17 protein-coding genes are annotated in these 12,905 nt (G+C 68.8%); 9 read left to right on the top strand and 8 right to left on the bottom strand.

Annotation, left to right across the window (positions count from 1 at the left end; genetic code table 11):
• Positions 1–237: 237 nt before the first annotated feature.
• Positions 238–1,272 carry an acyltransferase family protein gene (locus tag B9P64_RS18305; RefSeq protein ID WP_085317573.1) on the bottom strand — a complete coding sequence of 345 codons (1,035 nt, stop codon included), beginning with the start codon at positions 1,270–1,272 and terminating at the stop codon, positions 238–240.
• Between the two features lie 533 nt (positions 1,273–1,805).
• On the opposite strand from B9P64_RS18305, the gene B9P64_RS18310 reads away from it, so the two are divergent.
• The gene (locus B9P64_RS18310) at positions 1,806–2,174 is read left to right on the top strand and encodes a hypothetical protein (protein WP_139826388.1); all 369 of its coding nucleotides are present in this window, start codon (positions 1,806–1,808) and stop codon (positions 2,172–2,174) included.
• Here B9P64_RS18310 and sodC read toward each other — a convergent pair.
• A complete protein-coding gene (sodC, locus tag B9P64_RS18315; protein ID WP_085317577.1) occupies positions 2,171–2,707 on the bottom strand; it encodes a superoxide dismutase family protein in 537 nt (178 codons plus the stop codon). The two genes, B9P64_RS18310 and sodC, sit on opposite strands and share 4 nt — an antisense overlap.
• 146 nt (positions 2,708–2,853) lie before the next feature.
• Positions 2,854–3,861: a cytochrome-c peroxidase gene (locus B9P64_RS18320; protein WP_407919692.1), complete on the bottom strand. Its 1,008-nt coding sequence runs from the start codon at positions 3,859–3,861 to the stop codon at positions 2,854–2,856.
• Between the two features lie 302 nt (positions 3,862–4,163).
• Here B9P64_RS18320 and B9P64_RS18325 point away from each other — a divergent pair, with 302 nt between their 5' ends.
• Positions 4,164–4,694 (top strand): carbonic anhydrase, encoded by a 531-nt coding sequence (locus B9P64_RS18325; protein ID WP_085317579.1) that lies wholly within the window; start codon positions 4,164–4,166, stop codon positions 4,692–4,694.
• A 61-nt stretch (positions 4,695–4,755) separates the two neighbouring features.
• Here B9P64_RS18325 and B9P64_RS18330 read toward each other — a convergent pair whose 3' ends face one another.
• Positions 4,756–4,950 carry a DUF2905 domain-containing protein gene (locus B9P64_RS18330; RefSeq protein ID WP_085317582.1) on the bottom strand — a complete coding sequence of 65 codons (195 nt, stop codon included), beginning with the start codon at positions 4,948–4,950 and terminating at the stop codon, positions 4,756–4,758.
• A 9-nt stretch (positions 4,951–4,959) separates the two neighbouring features.
• Positions 4,960–6,273 (bottom strand): class I SAM-dependent methyltransferase, encoded by a 1,314-nt coding sequence (locus tag B9P64_RS18335; RefSeq protein ID WP_085317584.1) that lies wholly within the window; start codon positions 6,271–6,273, stop codon positions 4,960–4,962.
• A 32-nt stretch (positions 6,274–6,305) separates the two neighbouring features.
• On the opposite strand from B9P64_RS18335, the gene B9P64_RS18340 reads away from it, so the two are divergent.
• The 6 genes from B9P64_RS18340 to rapZ all read left to right on the top strand — a co-directional run bounded on the left by B9P64_RS18340 (position 6,306) and on the right by rapZ (position 10,276).
• Positions 6,306–7,151: an SDR family oxidoreductase gene (locus B9P64_RS18340; RefSeq protein WP_176256880.1), complete on the top strand. Its 846-nt coding sequence runs from the start codon at positions 6,306–6,308 to the stop codon at positions 7,149–7,151.
• Positions 7,152–7,246: 95 nt separating this feature from the next.
• The gene (locus B9P64_RS18345; RefSeq protein WP_085317586.1) at positions 7,247–7,588 is read left to right on the top strand and encodes a type II toxin-antitoxin system Phd/YefM family antitoxin; all 342 of its coding nucleotides are present in this window, start codon (positions 7,247–7,249) and stop codon (positions 7,586–7,588) included.
• Positions 7,581–7,964 (top strand): type II toxin-antitoxin system RelE/ParE family toxin, encoded by a 384-nt coding sequence (locus B9P64_RS18350; protein WP_085317588.1) that lies wholly within the window; start codon positions 7,581–7,583, stop codon positions 7,962–7,964. Before B9P64_RS18345 ends, B9P64_RS18350 begins: the two co-directional genes overlap by 8 nt.
• Positions 7,965–8,055: 91 nt before the next feature.
• On the top strand, positions 8,056–8,445 hold the full coding sequence (locus B9P64_RS18355; protein WP_085317590.1) for a dihydroneopterin aldolase: 390 nt from the start codon (positions 8,056–8,058) through the stop codon (positions 8,443–8,445).
• A gap of 1 nt (position 8,446) precedes the next feature.
• Positions 8,447–9,394 (top strand): tRNA 2-thiocytidine(32) synthetase TtcA, encoded by a 948-nt coding sequence (gene ttcA, locus B9P64_RS18360; RefSeq protein WP_085317592.1) that lies wholly within the window; start codon positions 8,447–8,449, stop codon positions 9,392–9,394.
• Between the two features lie 15 nt (positions 9,395–9,409).
• On the top strand, positions 9,410–10,276 hold the full coding sequence (gene rapZ / locus B9P64_RS18365) for an RNase adapter RapZ (protein ID WP_085317594.1): 867 nt from the start codon (positions 9,410–9,412) through the stop codon (positions 10,274–10,276).
• A gap of 6 nt (positions 10,277–10,282) precedes the next feature.
• On the opposite strand, the gene B9P64_RS18370 is transcribed toward rapZ, so the two are convergent.
• From B9P64_RS18370 to B9P64_RS18380, 3 genes are read right to left on the bottom strand one after another with little or no spacing between them, the layout of a single operon-like run.
• The gene (locus tag B9P64_RS18370) at positions 10,283–10,957 is read right to left on the bottom strand and encodes a DUF799 domain-containing protein (RefSeq protein ID WP_085317596.1); all 675 of its coding nucleotides are present in this window, start codon (positions 10,955–10,957) and stop codon (positions 10,283–10,285) included.
• On the bottom strand, positions 10,954–11,349 hold the full coding sequence (locus B9P64_RS18375) for a DUF4810 domain-containing protein (RefSeq protein ID WP_085317598.1): 396 nt from the start codon (positions 11,347–11,349) through the stop codon (positions 10,954–10,956). The genes B9P64_RS18370 and B9P64_RS18375 overlap by 4 nt, the downstream gene beginning before the upstream one ends.
• Complete coding sequence (locus B9P64_RS18380) at positions 11,349–12,017, bottom strand: CsgG/HfaB family protein (protein ID WP_085317600.1); 669 nt, start codon at positions 12,015–12,017, stop codon at positions 11,349–11,351. Before B9P64_RS18380 ends, B9P64_RS18375 begins: the two co-directional genes overlap by 1 nt.
• A 246-nt stretch (positions 12,018–12,263) precedes the next feature.
• On the opposite strand from B9P64_RS18380, the gene B9P64_RS18385 reads away from it, so the two are divergent.
• Positions 12,264–12,905, top strand: coding sequence for an LON peptidase substrate-binding domain-containing protein (locus B9P64_RS18385; RefSeq protein WP_085317602.1), 642 nt, complete (start codon positions 12,264–12,266; stop codon positions 12,903–12,905).

Below are 12,905 nucleotides of genomic sequence, written 5' to 3' on the forward strand. Positions count from 1 at the left end.
GTTGTCTTGGGCCGGCGCCTGCCGCAAGCGGGCGGGCAGACCGGCGAGACCGATGCTAGGGACGCGCGTCGGACGGAGTTCGATGGAGCAGCGGTACAGGCGCCGGGCTGTTTGGCGATTGCGCCCGGCGCGGCGGCAAAAGACGGAAATCGGTCACGGAAATGCCGGGCGGGCCGGCGGCTGGCCGGGCTCGGCCGCGCGGGGGGGCGGTGGCTGAGCCGGCCCCGTCTGCCCCGGTTAGCGCGCCGGCACCGCCGCCACCCGCCCACCCCGACCCAGCCGACGCTCCAGCGACAGCGCCGCCGGCACGCCGAACAGCCAGTCGAGCCGCAGCGCCGGCGCCAGTCGCGCGGCCAGCAGCGGCAGCAGCAGCCCGCAGACGCTGCCCACCAGCATGTGGGTCCAGTAGTCGCGCACATGCAGCGCATGCAGCAGCAGCACCCGGGTGCCGGCGGTGGCCAGGATGTGCGCCAGATAGATCGCCATCGACGACGCGCCAAGCGCCGCCAGCCAGCCGAGCCGGTCGGCCGCCGCCTCCAGACACATGCAGCCGACCGCCACCAGCCCGATGCCGGCCGATGCCGTGACAAAGGCCAGCATTTCATTGGCCGGCCAGCGCATTTGCAACAGCCATTCGCTTGCGGCAAACGCCAGCGCCACCGCCGGCAACGCGCGCCATTTGTGGCGCAGCACCGCCGGCTGGAATTCATTGAAAACCATGCCGGCCGAGAAGAAGCAGAAGTTGAAGAACACCCGGCCCAGCGGCAGAAAGCGCGGCAGCGGCGAAGCGATGAAATGCAATATCACGGTGGCGATCAGCACGCCAATCAGCCAGGGCAGGCTGCGGCGCCGATAGATTGCCAGCGACGCCATCATGATGAGAAACAGCGCATACAGGAACCAGAATTGGCCGCCCGGTCGCCAGAGAAATTCAAAGAATCCGCCGAGACTGCTGCCGGTGTTGGTCCATTGCGCGCCGGCAATCGCCAGCAAGCCTTGCAGCAGCGACCACACAAAAAACGGATAGGCCACCGAATCGAATTTGTTTGCCACCAGTTGCAATGCACTGCGGCGCGCCATCGATTCCTTGAAGAACAGCCCCGACAGGAAAAAGAACAGCGGCATGTGAAAGCTGTAGAGCAGGCTGTCGATGCGCGCATGCAGCGCCGCGTCGCCGACCAGACCGGCCGCCGCCACGCCACGCCCTACGTGACCCCAGACCACCAGCGCGATCCCGATGCCCTTGGCGTAGTCGACCCAGGGATTTCTCATTGCAATTGGCTTTCGGTGAATGGCACAAGGCTGTGCGGCAAATCGCTTGTTAATGCGCCATTCCGCAATCGGTCAAGGACGCCTGGCGGTTTGTGCAGCAATGCGTTTTGGCATTTCGGCATGCGAATGAATGCGCCGGCGCAGTTTTGCCCAGCGAAATGCCATCCTTCGAATTGGCAGGTTCGAAGCGCGGACCCACTTTTGCGGGCCATGACGGGTGCGGCAAGGATTGAGCGATGCATGCGGCCAATGTGCCCGGAGGCTGCCGGCTTGGGCGTTGCTTGATGTGGAACGCCACCGCATTTATGAGAATGGAATCACGCCCGCCGGCAAATTTGTGCAATTGCGGCAGGCTGGCCGGCATTTGCGGCTTTGCGTAAACCCTTATTCTCGCTAAAAGAATGACCTAGCTCCGCCGGGGAACCGGCGTTTGATTGCCGCGCAATCGCGGCTGGTGCAATTGGAATAGCGGGCATTTCGCCCAATGCAATCGGCCGAATGGCTGCAATTCGCATTGCGGAAATGCCGGCGGAATGAGGTACAGATTGGATGCCCGATTCATCACGCAGGAATTCGGTGTGGCGCGCGACCGGCCGCCGCACGACCGCTGCCTGATCTGCGCCGCCGGCCTGCTGCTGGCGCTGACGCTGTTTGGCTGGACCACGCTGGTCGCGGGCGGCTTCGTGCTGGCCGACTGGCATGGCCTGCGGCTGGAATGCCGCGGCGAGCCGGCGCTGGCGCTGGCGCTGGCCGCGCTCTACGCGGCCGGGCTGGTCGGGCTGGGGCTGGCGCGTCAGGCCGGCTGGGGGCTGACGGCGGCCACCCGGCTGCTGGCGGCGCTGGTGCTGCCGCCGCTGCTGTGGCTGCTGGCCCATCTGCCGGCCGGCGCCACGCTGGCCTAGCGCACCACGCCGCAGGCGATGCGGGCGCCGCCACCGCCGAGCGGCGCCGGGTCGTCGGCATAGTTGTCGCCGCCGGCATGGATCATCAGCGCCTTGCCGGTCACGTCGGCCAGCTTGAGGCGCGGCGCGATCACCGGCTTGCTGGCGCGGCCGTCGGCATCCACTTCCAGCACCGGCAGGTCGCCCAGGTGGCCGATGCCGGCCGGACCGGCATGGTGCTTGTGGCCTTCGGGGTCGAAATGGCCGCCGGCGGCACCGGCCGGCACCGGCTTGCCGTCAGGGCTGGCCGGGTCGCAGCTGCCGTTGGCATGCACATGAAAGCCGTGCGGCCCGGGCGGCAGGCCGGTGAGGGCCGGCGTGAGTTGCAGGCCATTGGGCGTGTCGGCCAGCGTGACGCTGCCGATGGCCGTGCCCTGGCCGTCGGCATTGACGAGCCGGATCGGCGCCTCGGCGGCATTGGCGAGCGAAACGGCGCCGGCCAGGGCGCAGGCAAGAGGCAGCGCGACGCGCGCGCGCTTGAGTCCGATGTTCATCTGGTCCTCGCGATGAGTGATTGGGGGCGGCGGCTGCCGCAAGCGCGAGCCTGAACCCGGCGCGCGACAGGTCGCACTGCGGGTTGTAACCGCAGCCGGTCGGCGCCGTGCGCGCAAGGCGGGCCGACCGGCTGCGGGGCGGCCGCTCAGAACGGCCGTGGCGCCGGCGTGCCGGCCACCGACGGCGGCAGCTGGGGCAGCACGATGGCCGGCTGGTTGCCGGTCAGCGTGCGCAGGAAGGCGACGATGCGGCCGGCATCGTCATCGCCGATCTGCCGGCCCAGCTGCACCCGACCCATGATCTGCACCGCATCCTTCAGGTCGCTCACGCTGCCGTCGTGGAAATAGGGATAGGTCAGTTCCACATTGCGCAGCGTCGGCACCTTGAACACATTGCGGTCGGCCTCCTTGCCGGTGACGCCGGCGCGGCCGATGGCCGGATTGGCGGTGGCGTAGGGCTCGACCAGCCCGAGCTTCTGGAACGACGCGCCGCCCACCGCCGGGCCGTTGTGGCAGCCGATGCAGCCGTTCGACTTGAACAGCGCATAGCCGGCCAGCTCGGTGGCGTTGAGCGCCTTCCTGTCGCCCTTGAGCCAGCGGTCGAAGCGCGAATCGGGCGTGACCAGGGTTTCTTCGAACGTGGCGATGGCGGTGGTGACGCGGTCCAGGTCGATGGCCTCGCTGCCGAAGGCGCGCCGGAATTCATCGCGATAGCCGGGAATGCTGCGCAGCGTCTCGACCGCGAGTTCATGCGTGGACGCCATCTCGCCCGGGTTGGCGATCGGGCCGCCGGCCTGGGCCTTGAGCGTGGCGGCGCGGCCGTCCCAGAACTGGGCCAGGTTGTAGCGCGAGTTGAGCACCGTCGGCGAGTTGATCGGGCCCTGCTGCCAGCGGTCGCCGATGGAGGTCGGCAGGTTGTCGCTGCCGCCCGCCGCCAGGTTGTGGCAGGAGTTGCAGGAGATGGCGCCCGAGCGCGACAGGCGCGGATCGAAATACAGCTTCTTGCCCAGCTCGACGACCGCCGGCTGGGTGATGCGCGCGGCCTCGATCGGCTGGATCGGTTCGGTGCTGGCGGCGGTCTGGCGCGCAAGCACCAGGCCGGAGGCGGCCGACAGCGCGGCAAGCGCGACGGCGATGGCGAGAGGTTTCTTCACTGGCTTTTCTCACTGATGGCTGGAAGGAGCGCCGCTCACGTCTAGGTGAACGACCGAGAAAAGCTGGTCGCAATACGTTTAGGAATCCTTAAGGCGGCTTCCGTTGCCGGCGCTGCGGGTGATGCAGTGCACATCGAGCCGCCGTGGCCGGTCTGGCGCCGTTCTGTGAGCCGACGCTTGCTGTCATTCAGATTTCATTTTTTGAAATGAATGGGAATAAGTGTGCGGTTCGTCAGATTGCAATGCCGACCGGCTCACTAGCCTCGCGGGGCCATTCACAAGACAGAACCTGGAGACCCGCGATGAAGCAATTTCCCAATGTGTTGCGCGAGGCCGGCCTGAGCCGGCGCGGCTTTGCCAAGGTGGCCGCGCTCGGCGCCGGTGCCGCGCTGTTCGCGCGCAGCCCGCTCGCGCTGGCCGGCGGCCATGCCGATGCGCTGCTGCTGAGCTGCATGGACTACCGCCTGATGGACAACGTGGCCAGCTACATGAACGGCCGCGGCCTGGAAAAGCATTACGACCACGTCGTGCTGGCCGGCGCCTCGCTCGGCGCGGTGTCGGACCGCTTTCCGGCCTGGAACGCCACGTTCTGGAGCCATCTGGATGTGGCGATCAAGCTGCACGCCGTGCCCAAGGTGATGGTCATGGACCACCGCGATTGCGGCGCCTACAAGCTGGTGCTCGGCGAGGCGCATCTGGCCTCGGCCGCCAGCGAGCGCGATGCGCATGCCGCGACCATCGCCACCTTCAAGGCGCAGGTGAAGGAGAAGTACCCGAACCTGCAAGTCGAAGGTCTGCTGATGGCGCTCGACGGCTCGGTCGAGACCGTGTGACGCAGCCGCCAGGCTGAACCGCGACGGCCGGGCTTCCGGCCGTTTTCATTTGCGCTGCGGCTCAGAGCAGCTTGGCGACCACGCTCGCCAGCGCCGACAGCAGCAGCGTGGTCGTGATCGGCAAAAACACCTCGCGGCCAAACAGCCGGAAGCGGATGTCGCCCGGCAGCCGGCCAAAGCCGAGCCGGTGCAGCCAGGGGTTGACCGCGCCGATCAGCACCAGCGCCACGAAGATCGCGAGAAACCAGCGCAGCACGGCCGCCCCCTACAGCGTGTGCGACCGGTCGCCGCTGGCGAAGCCGGGCACGGCGATGTCGATGCCGCGCGCGAAGGCGATGACCTTGAACAGCTCGCCCATCTCATGCTCGGACAGCAGCTTGTGGGCCTCGGCGGCGGCACGCAGATAGGCGGCGGAAGTCGGCTCGCCGGCGGCTTCGATCAGGTCGGCGATGCCGGCGTCGAGCAGGAAGCGGTTCTGCGCCGCATAGCCGGCGTGCTCGGCGCCGGCGCCGGTCGCGGCCAGCGCGATGCCGGTGAAATTGACATGCGCGGTGATGTCCTGCAGGCCCGGCAGAAAGAACGGGTCGCCGTGCGCGTGATGGCGGTAGTGGCACATCAAGGTGCCCTCGGCGCGCTGCGGATGGAAGTACTCGGCGGCCGGAAAACCGTAGTCGATGAAGATCGCCGCGCCGCGATGCAGCAGCCGCGCGACCGTGGCGGCAAAGCCGTCGGCGGCGGGCGCGAGTTCGGTGAGGTAGGGCGCGGGCAGGGCACTGGCGTAGAGCGCGGCGTCGGGCCGGTCGACGCCGGCCTGCTCGGCCAGCGCCGCGCCGACGCTCGCGTCGATGAGCGCGAGCGTGTCGGCGGTCGGCGCGCGGTCTTCCCACACAAAGCCGGCGTCGCCGAGCGCCACGCCGCGTTCGCGCCATTCCGCGCCGGTCCAGAGCACCAGCTGCACCGGCATCGCGTCGAGCACCTCGTTGCCGACGATGCAGCCGTCGAAGCTCGCGGGCAGTTCGTCGAGCCAGACCAGCTTGTGCGCCTGCGCCGGCATGCGCGCCGCGACCGTGGCGCGCTGGCGTTCGCGCAGCTCGCCCGACAGCTCGACGATGCGGTACTCGGTGCAGGCATCGCCGAGCGCGCCGAGCAGGTCGGCCGCGAGCGCGCCCGAGCCGGCGCCGAATTCCATGACCACGCCGCTGCCGGCCGCCGCCAGCACCGCGCGCACGCTGTTTGCCAACGTGCGGCCGAACAGCGCCGACAGCTCGGGCGCGGTGACGAAATCGCTGCCGTCGGCGGCGAGGCGGCCGAACTTGTGGCTGCCGCCCGCGTAATAGCCGAGGCCCGGCGTGTACAGCGCGCGCTGCATGAAATCGTCGAAGCCGAGCCAGCCGCCGGCGGCGCGCAGGGCGGCCACGAGCTGGTCGGCCAGGGCTTGCGATTGCGCCAGCGCCTCGGGTTCGGGCGCGGGCAGGGCGGGGCGGCGGGATGGCTGGGCACGCAAAACGGCGAACTCCTCGCGTCTACACTCGGTCGGACAAAACACGACGGCGCGCGCCTCGGGCGACGCGACCGGCATCGGAAATCAACACGGCTGCGGCCGCATGGCGAATGAACCTGCCTCACCTCGCGCAGCAAGCGCATTCAACGGGCGCCGATTCGGGCGCCGACCGCCGCGTGGCGCTCGTCACCGGCAGCGCCAAGCGGCTCGGCCGCAGCATTGCGCTGGCCCTGCATGCGGCCGGCGCCGACATCGTCGTGCACCACCGCAACTCGCCCGGCGAGGCGGCCGAATTGTGCGCCATGCTCGACGCGCGCCGGCCCGGCTCGGCCACCGTGGTGCAGCAGGCGCTCGACGGGCGCGCGAGCTGCGGCGAGCTGGCGCGCAAGGCGCTGGCCTGGCGCGGCCGGCTCGACGTACTGGTGAACAACGCGTCGGAGTTCTTCCGCACGCCGCTGCAATCGACGCAAGGGCTGGCCGGCGACCACCGCGCCGCCAGCGCCATCGCCGAAGCGCTGGCCGAGGAGGAAGCGCGCGCGCAGCAGCTGTTTGCCAGCAACTGCTTCGTGCCGGCGTGGCTGGCCATCGAACTGCTGCCGGCGCTGCGGCGCGCGCGCGGCGCCATCGTGAACGTGCAGGACATCAGCATCGAGCGGCCGCTCGCGGGCTATCTGTTCTACACGGCGTCGAAGGCGGCGCTGGCGTCAGTGACGCGCTCGCTGGCGCTGGAGGCCGCGCCCGAGGTGCGCGTGAATGCGGTGTCGCCGGGCAGCTTCGACTGGCCGGATGGGCAGTTCACCGAGAGCGAGCGGCGCAAGCTGGAAGAAGCCATTCCGCTCGCGCGCATCGGCGAGGGGCGCGATCTGGCCGAGGCGGTGGTGTTTCTGGCGCTCGGCGGCGCATATGTGAATGGCGTGGATTTGAAGGTGGACGGCGGGCAGGGGTTGGCGCGCTGACGGCATCCCGCGCGGTGAAGCGCCAGAAAGCCGGAATCTGTTCGCTGGACAGTAAACTGCACAGAATTCTGTACTTTCATGGATCGGAGCTGCTCATGGGCATTTCAACCAGCGACGTCGTGCCCTTCACCCAGGCACGCGCCAACCTTTCCGAACTGGCCGAACAAGCCAAGGCCGGCGCCGAGAAAGTCATCACCCGCAACGGCGAAAGCTATGTCGCGCTGATCGACGCCGATCGGCTCGACTACTACCACCGGCTCGAACGCGAGCGCATCCACCTGCTGCTGCTCGACGATGCCCGTCGCGGTCTGGCCGACATCGCCGCCGGCCGCACGGTGGAGGCCGATGGCGCACTCGCAGCCTTGCAGCGGCGGCGTGCGATGGCGGCGCCCGTCGCATCCGATCCGCGGCCTGAATCCGACGACCGTCATGGCTGAGACGCCCTGGCGTGTCGAGCTGACCGAGAGCTTCCTCGCCAGACTCGACGCCATCGAACTCTTTCTTGCCGAGGCCGGCGCGGCGACGGCCTTCGACCGGCTGCTCGATGAACTGCGCGCCACGGTCCTGCCCAACCTCGCGCGCTTCCCGCGCCTGGGGCGGCGCTATCTGGATCGGGCGCCACAGTCTGCCGAGGCGCTGGATCTGCTCGCGGCGATGCCGCCCGGCGTGCCCGACGCCATGCGCGAATACCTTCACGGCGATTACCTGCTGCTCTATCTGCCGGCCGACGAGCTGCGGACGGTTTACCTGCTGTCGATACGCCATCACCGGCAACTGTCCTTCGACCTGTGGCGCTACTGGACCGATCGCTGAGCGCGAAACGAAATTCGATCGCCTGGCAGCGTCGATCTAGCCGGACAGTCATCGGTTATCGTTGCCCGCCCAGCTCCACCGGCCTGATTTCATGATCTTTTCCCCTGACGCCCTGCGCGACTGCCGTCGCCTCTTCCTGCGCGACTACGAGCTCGACCTGTCCATCGGCTGGCATGCGTTCGAGAAAAAGCATGAGCAGCGCGTCATCCTCAACGTGGAGCTGTGGGTGCCGCTGGCCGGCACCACGCCGGCGCGCGATTCGCTCGAAGAAGTGGTCGACTACGACCTGATGCGCGAGGCGGTGCTGGCGCGGGTGCGCCAGGGCCACATCCATTTGCAGGAAACGCTGGTCGACGACATCGCCCGCACGCTGCTTGCGCATCCGCTGGTGCGCGCCGTGCGCGTGACGAGCGAGAAGCCCGACGCCTATCCCGATTGCGCGTCGGTCGGCGTCGAGGTCTTCCACATCAAGGAGGTTTGAGATGAGCGCATTGCTCGCGAAGGCGGACGAACGCCGCGCCTACGAGAACAACAAGCTCAGCAAGCGGCTGTGCCGGCTGGTGGGTCAGGCCATCGGCGACTTCAACATGATCGAGGCCGGCGACCGGGTGATGGTGTGCATGTCGGGCGGCAAGGACAGCTTCGCGATGCTCGATGTGCTGCTCATGCTCAAGGAGCGCGCGCCGATCGATTTTTCGATCGTGGCGGTCAACCTCGACCAGGGCCAGCCGGGCTTTCCGCGCGAGGTGCTGCCGGCCTATCTGCGCGAGCGCGGCATCGAGTTCCACATCGAGACGCAGGACACCTATTCCATCGTCAAGCGCGTGATTCCGGAGGGCAAGACCACCTGCGGCCTGTGCTCGCGGCTGCGGCGCGGCATCCTGTACCGCGTGGCCGACGAGCTGGGCGCGACCAAGATCGCGCTCGGCCATCACCGCGACGACATCCTGCAAACGCTGTTCCTCAACATGTTCTTCGGCGGCAAGCTCAAGGGCATGCCGGCCAAGCTGGTCAGCGACGACGGCAGGCATGTGGTGATCCGCCCGCTCGCCTATGTGAAAGAAACGGATCTGGAGCGCTGGGCCGAGGCGCGGCGGTTTCCGATCATTCCGTGCGACCTGTGCGGCTCGCAGCCCAACCTCCAGCGCCAGGAAATCAAGGCGATGCTGCGCGACTGGGGCAAGCGCTTTCCGGGCCGCGTGGAGAACTGCTTCTCGGCGCTGTCGGCGGTGGTGCCGTCGCATCTGATGGACCGCAGCCGCTACCCGTTCGAGACGATTGCCGCGACCGGCGTGCCCGATGCCGATGGCGATATCGCCTTCGACGAGGCCGATGCCGAGCCCTGCGCCACGCCGGCCGGTGACGCGCCTGTCACCTTCATGCCGCGCGCGGCGGGCAGCCTTCCGGCCTTCGCCGACGACGACGACTGATCCACAAGGCAAGCCATGCAGAAGATCGTGCTCATCACCGGCGTTTCGGGCGCCGGCAAATCGGTGGCGCTCAAGGTGCTCGAGGATTCGGGCTTTTATTGCGTGGACAACCTGCCGGCCGCCTTTCTGTCGGAGCTGGTCGCGCATCTGCGCGAGCAGGGCGAGGAGCAGGTGGCGGTCGCCATCGATGCGCGCTCCGGCGCTTCGGTGGCCGAGCTGCCGCACATCATCGCGGGCCTGCGCACCTACGGCGCCGACGTGCGGATGATGTTCCTCACCGCCAGCACGCCCGAGCTGGTGCGGCGCTATTCCGAGACGCGCCGGCGCCATCCGCTGTCGCCGACGGCCATCGGCGTCGATGCCGATTCCACGCCCTCGCTCATCGAGGCCATCGAGCGCGAGCGCGACGTGGTCGGCAAGCTGGCGCAGTACGGGCTCATCGTCGACACCACTGCGCTGTCGGCGCCCAAGCTGCGCCACTGGGTCAGCGATTTCGTCGGCCGCGAATGGACCGGGCTGACGCTGATGTTCCAGAGCTTCGGCTTCAAGCGCGGCCTGCCGCTCGATGCCGACATGGTGTTCGACCTGCGCCCGCTGCCCAATCCCTTCTACGACCCGTCGCTGCGCACGCTGACCGGGCGCGACCGGCCGGTGATCGACTTCCTCGAATCGGTGCCCGACGCGCTGCGGCTGGCCGACGACATCGAGCGCTTCGTGCGCAACTGGCTGCCGGCCTTCGTGCGCGACCAGCGCAGCTATCTGACGGTGGCCATCGGCTGCACCGGCGGCCAGCACCGCTCGGTGTGGTGCTGCGAGCGGCTGGCCAAGGCGCTGGCGGCCGAGGTGCCGCATGTGATCGTGCGGCACCGCGAGCTGGGCTGAAGCCGGCTAGCGCGGCGTCAGCGGCGGCTGGCCGTACAGCGGCGAGCGCGGCCCGGCGAGGATGCCGTTGACGCGCGGCGCGCCGAGCAGGCGCTGGTCGGTGATGACCGCGTAGTTGTACGACGCATCGCTGACCGTGCCGGCGATCTGCTTGACCACCGCCAGCACCAGCGCGCCGATGATCCCGCCGCCCGACTGGTTCTGCTGCTCGGCCGACGAGGACGTGGCCGAGCCCTTCCACAGCTCCTGGCCGCTGCGCAGATCGACGATGCGGCCTTCCACCGTCACCCGGGTCTCGCTCGACAGCACCGCATAGCTGGTGCCGTACTGCTTGACGCGCAGATACACGGCCGCATCGGCGCCGAACACCTGGCGCAGCTTGGCCAGCGGCAGCGCCTGGGCATCCTCGGCGCCGGTGACGCCGTTTTCCTGGAAGGTCTGCTCGACCAGGGTGACCGGCAGCACGTAGTAGCCGGCCTCGCTCAGCGGCAGGGTGGCGCTGGCCCAGACCGCCGGCGACGCCTTGAGCTCGGGCGAATCGTTGGTTGGCGGCAGCACCAGCAGCGAGGCCGGCTTGGCGGCCTGGAAGGCCGAGTAGTCGTATGCGGCCGGCGCGGCGCAGCCGGCCAGCAGGGTCAGGGCGGCGCAGCCGGCGGCGAGCGCAAGGCGCAGGGCGTTCATGAAGCCTTCCTTGCGTCGGCCGACGCGGGCGGATCGAGCCGCTTGAGCAGCTGATCGATGTAGGGCGCCGACTCGGGGAAAGTGGCGCGCTCGGCCTGCCACAGCGCGCGGGCCTGGGCGCTGTCGCCGGCGGTCAGATGCAGCAGGCCCAGATGGGCGCGAAAGCCGGGCGGCAGCGCGGCATTGGCGCCGCGTGCCTTCTCGGCCACGGCTTCCAGCTTCTGGATCTGGTCCTGCGGGCTGCTGCTGCCGTCATGCAGCAGCGTCTCGTACTGGCCGCGCGGAAAGCCTTCCCACATGTAGAGCGGCTTGGGCGGCGGCGCGGCGCAGCCGGCGGTCAGCAGCACCGCCGCTGCCGCCAGCAGCCGCGCCGACGTTTGCAATCGCCGCATCACTTGCTGCCCCACTGGCCGGCGTCCTTGCCCGCGACCAGGTTGTTGACCGCTTCGCGCATGGCCAAGTCGAGCACCTTGCCGTTGAGCGTGGCGTCGTAGCCGGCGGTGCCGCCGAAGCCGAGCACTTCGCGGTTCGACAGTTCGTACTCGCCGGCGCCGCGGGCCGAGAACACGACTTCGGCCGTGAGGCTGTTGACGACGTTGATCGTGACCTTGGCATAGGCCACCTGGGTCTTGCCGCGGCCGAGCAGGCCGAACAGCTGGTGGTCGCCGACTTCCTTGCGGCCGAATTCGGACACGTCGCCGGTGATGACGTAGGACGCGCCGCGCAGCGTCTGCGCCGTGCCTTGCAGGCGCGCCTCCTGGCCGGTTTCGGTCAGGTTGTCGCGGTCCAGCACCGAGAAGCGCTGCGACTGTTGCAGATGGGCGATGAGCGTGGTCTTGGCCTGGCTGCCGAGGCGGTCGACGCCGTCGGAGAACACGCCGCGCATATAGCTCGACCGGTTGTCGAACTTGCCGACCGAGACCGGCGTGACGGCGCCGGTGTAGGGCGCGGCGGCCGACTGCACGCGCTCGACGGCGACGCTGCGCGAGCTTTCGGTCGCGCAGGCGGCGAGCATGGCCAGGGCGGCGGCGGCGAGGAGGGACTTGAGGCTGATCGACATGGATTTCTCTTCTTGAGGGGCGGTCTGCGGTGGTTGCCGTGCCGCGTGTTGCGGATGCATTGCTGCGGGCCAGAGCCTAGTCGCAGGGGCCTGACGGGACGAAGCTGTCCGGGACGCCAGCGTGGTGTTCTTTGCCACAGGCTTGCGCTGCCGCAGATGCGACGCGGGGTCGGTGGCGCCGGCATTTCGGGCGTACCGTCGCGCTTCCTCCCTTTTGACGCCGGCAGCGCTCCGGCCGCCTCCGCGATGAACGACCTGCCGATCTTCCCGCTCAACACCGTGCTGTTCCCGTCCGGCGTGCTGCCGCTGCGGGTGTTCGAGGCGCGCTACATGGACATGGTGCGCGACTGCCTGCGCGACGGCAGCCGCTTTGGCGTGTGCCTGATCGCCCAGGGCAACGAGGTGTCGCGCAAGCCGGGCGAGGCCGCCGTGCCCGAAGCGGTCGGCTGCTTCGCCGAAATCCTGGCCTGGGACATGCGCGATCTCGGCGTGCTGCACATCCGCACCGTCGGCCGCGAGCGCTTTCGCATCCTCGAATCGCATGTGCAGTCGAACGGGCTGGTGCGCGCCAATGTCGAGCCGATTGCGGTCGATGCGCCGGCGCCGGTGGCGCTGGAGCACCGCGAATGCGTGGCGCTGCTGGCGCGCCTGATCGCCGAGCTGGAGGAAAAGCGCGACACCGCCGAAGCGCCGCCCGAGCCCGGCGCGCTCGACAGCTTTCCCTTCCACGAGCCCTATGCGCTGCACGAGGCCGGCTGGGTCGCCAACCGGCTGTGCGAAGTGCTGCCGGTGCCGCTCAAGGCCAAGCAGAAGCTGATGGAGCTGGAAAGCGGCCATGAGCGGCTGGCCATCGTGGATACCTATCTGCGCCAGCAGAAGGTGCTGTGA

Source organism: Derxia lacustris (assembly GCF_002105195.1).
Taxonomy (GTDB): Bacteria; Pseudomonadota; Gammaproteobacteria; order Burkholderiales; family Burkholderiaceae_E; genus Derxia; species Derxia lacustris.